Source organism: Xanthovirga aplysinae (assembly GCF_009711365.1).
In the GTDB taxonomy this organism is placed as follows: domain Bacteria; phylum Bacteroidota; class Bacteroidia; order Cytophagales; family Cyclobacteriaceae; genus Xanthovirga; species Xanthovirga aplysinae.
Genome location: NZ_SMMB01000641.1, coordinates 1 through 2,962, shown reverse-complemented (window position 1 = coordinate 2,962; position 2,962 = coordinate 1). Strand labels below are relative to the sequence as shown.

Genomic DNA, 2,962 nt, shown 5'->3' with positions numbered 1-2,962 from the left:
AGGGTTTGAAACCTTAAAAATGAATAAGCTTTATATCAGGATGAGACCTCATAATCACAGAAGCTCCCAAATGGCATTAAAAGCAGGATTTATAAAGGAAGGAATCATGCGAAATGATTTTGTAAAATGGAATAAACAACTAACCGATATGACTTATTACGGAATGACTTCCGAAGATTACCTTGAACGTCAGCAGTTGCTTTTTCACTATTCTCAAGCCCGGGCTTAAAAAAACCCAGGCCTGGTATTATTTTTCATATTAAGGTAAGACTTCTTTTTCCACTTCTTCCCTGTTCAGCATAGTATCCAATTTCGAAATAAATTGGTGTGCAGTTAGATCAAAATCACAAGGGACTACGGACACATAGTTGTTGGCAATTGCCCACTCATCATTGTCCTCTCCCTTATCAAAGTTCACAAATTTCCCTGACATCCAATAATATTCCCGCCCATGGGGATCAAAGCGCTTATCAAATTCTTCCTCCCATTTTGCTTTGGCTTGTCGCAAAACTTTTATTCCCTTAATTTTCTCTTCCCCTTTTGGAGGAAAGTTGACGTTTAAGGCAGTTCCCTTTGGAAGGCCATTTTGCAGCACTTGTTTAGAAATCTTTATCACATATTCCGTAGTATGGCTAAAATCAGCCTCAGAAGAATAATCACACAAAGAAAATCCAATAGCTGGCATTCCCTCTATAGCTCCTTCTATTGCAGCCGACATTGTACCGGAATATAAGACACTAATTGAAGTATTACTTCCATGGTTTATTCCACTAACCACTAAATCTGCCACCCTGTCTTTTAGCACATGATGTTTTGCTAATTTCACACAATCTGCAGGAGTTCCTGAACATTTATAAGCTTCTACTCCCTCAAAAATATCCACAGGATCAAGTCTTAGTGTATTTCCAATGGTAATGGCATGTCCCATTCCGGATTGAGGACTATCAGGAGCTACCACCACTACCTCTCCTATATTTTTCATGGCATTCACCAAAACTTTTATTCCCTTGGAAGTTATACCATCATCATTAGATACTAAAATCAACGGTTTTGACATATTTATTAATCAATTTATGACAATAAAAATTTTATTTTTCTATAGAATTAAAATACTCTGTTATTTCAATCAGGTCGTCTTTTCTATCGTTTCGTAGTTTATATTTCTTCATAAACAGAAGAACAGCTTCTTCCTCCGGATGAAACACTTTTATAAACTCTTTTTTCTTTAATTTGTAAGGATGAAAAACTCCTTCTTTATCCAAAAAATAAAAGGTATAAAATAAGTGATTGCGTGCCGTATATCCCCCACTATAGGAGTAATATCCGTATTGATTAACTGATTCCTGAACAATAGTTTCCCTACACAGGAGACTTAAATTTCCCTCAAAAAGCAGTTCAAATAAAATAGGTACTCTATAGTTTCTTTTTACTTTATAGGGAATAGCATAAAAATATCGCATCAAACCCACTGATTTGTCAAATAACTGAAAATGAAAAATCGAGGATGAACTAAAGGTTTTAATTAGGTTTTCGGGAGTTTTGATTTGTATAAGGTCCTTCTCCAAATTATACTTTATCAATCCCTCCAGAGTATCCCTGGAGTTCAACACGGCCATTCCTTCATGCCAAATTTGTGAAGGAAAAATTTGTGCCCGAACACTCCGAACACAAATTAACAATAAAATAACACCACAAATCACTCTTCCCCTCATCTACACCATTAGCAAGATGTCATTTTTTCAAAATGCTATGGCCCATTTTATCTCTTTTGGTGAGCAAATATCTTTCATTATGTGCATTTGGCTTTATTTCCAAAGGAAGGGTTTCAACAATTTCCAACCCGTAACCAATTAAACCAGCACGTTTTTTGGGATTATTGGATAACAAGCGAATTTTGGTTACACCCAAATCTCTTAAAATTTGAGCTCCCACTCCATAATCCCTTTCATCCATATCAAATCCAAGCTCCTGATTAGCCTGAACTGTGTCCAATCCCTGCTCTTGAAGTTTATAGGCTTTTAGCTTATTTACTAAACCAATTCCTCTCCCTTCCTGGTTCATATAGAGGATAATACCTTTACCTTCCTTTTCTACCATTTCCATAGCTGCATGTAATTGTGCACCACAATCACAACGACAAGAACCAAAAATATCCCCTGTCACACAAGAGGAATGCACCCTTACCATAATAGGTTCATCTTCCTCCCACTCCCCTTTTATCAAGGCTAAGTGATGGTCTCCCGTATTGGTTTGGGTAAAAGCAGCCAATTTAAAATCCCCGTGTTCGGTAGGCATATTCACCTTCTCCACTTCCCTTTCGATCAAAGATTCTTTTTCCAACCTATAAGCGATTAGGTCTTTAATAGACACAAGTTTAAGTTGGAATTTTTCCGCCACCTTTATCAAGTCAGGAAGCCTAGCCATAGTCCCATCCTCATTCATAATCTCTACTAATACCCCTGCAGGTTGAAAACCTGCCAAACGAGCAAAGTCTATGGCCGCTTCAGTATGGCCGGCTCTTCTTAAAACCCCGCTTTTCTTAGCTTTCAATGGAAAAATATGTCCCGGCTTCCCTAATTCAGCTGGGTCTATATTCGGATCTACTAAGGCTTGAATGGTTTTGGCCCGATCACTTGCGGAAATTCCAGTCGTACAACCATGACCTATCAAATCAATTGACACAGTAAAAGGGGTTTCAAATGCGGCAGTATTCTTTCCCACCATTAACTCTAATCCCAGTTCCTCACAACGATCTTCAACTATAGGAGCACAAATCAACCCACGCCCATGTGTTGCCATAAAATTGATTATCTCAGGGGTAACACTTTCGGCAGCGCAAACAAAGTCACCTTCATTTTCTCTATCCTCATCGTCCACCACGATGATTACCTCACCATTTTTAATAGCCTCAATAGCATCCTCTATTGAATCCAGCTTATAATTTTCACCCATCTAAAAAAAA

At 37.9% G+C, this 2,962-nt stretch carries 4 protein-coding genes; 1 reads left to right on the top strand and 3 read right to left on the bottom strand.

The genetic code is table 11. From position 1 onward, the window contains the following. Positions 1 to 229: GNAT family N-acetyltransferase (locus E1171_RS03620; RefSeq protein WP_222931374.1), on the top strand; the 229-nt coding region annotated here is incomplete at its 5' end. A gap of 30 nt (positions 230 to 259) precedes the next feature. On the opposite strand, the gene surE is transcribed toward E1171_RS03620, so the two are convergent. The 3 genes from surE to E1171_RS03605 are packed head-to-tail and all read right to left on the bottom strand — an operon-like array spanning position 260 to position 2,952. Continuing rightward, positions 260 to 1,057, bottom strand: coding sequence for a 5'/3'-nucleotidase SurE (gene surE / locus E1171_RS03615; protein ID WP_155204169.1), 798 nt, complete (start codon positions 1,055 to 1,057; stop codon positions 260 to 262). A gap of 31 nt (positions 1,058 to 1,088) precedes the next feature. Then, entirely contained in the window at positions 1,089 to 1,712 is a 624-nt protein-coding gene (locus E1171_RS03610; RefSeq protein WP_155204167.1) for a hypothetical protein, read from the bottom strand. Between the two features lie 19 nt (positions 1,713 to 1,731). Next, positions 1,732 to 2,952 (bottom strand): bifunctional 3,4-dihydroxy-2-butanone-4-phosphate synthase/GTP cyclohydrolase II, encoded by a 1,221-nt coding sequence (locus E1171_RS03605; protein ID WP_155204164.1) that lies wholly within the window; start codon positions 2,950 to 2,952, stop codon positions 1,732 to 1,734. Positions 2,953 to 2,962 lie beyond the last annotated feature (10 nt).

Bases quoted from the DNA above. Each gene is read 5' to 3' on its own strand.
- surE (WP_155204169.1), bottom strand. From the start codon at position 1,057: ATGTCAAAACCGTTGATTTTAGTATCTAATGATGATGGTATAACTTCC.
- E1171_RS03610 (WP_155204167.1), bottom strand. From the start codon at position 1,712: ATGAGGGGAAGAGTGATTTGTGGTGTTATTTTATTGTTAATTTGTGTT.
- E1171_RS03605 (WP_155204164.1), bottom strand. From the start codon at position 2,952: ATGGGTGAAAATTATAAGCTGGATTCAATAGAGGATGCTATTGAGGCT.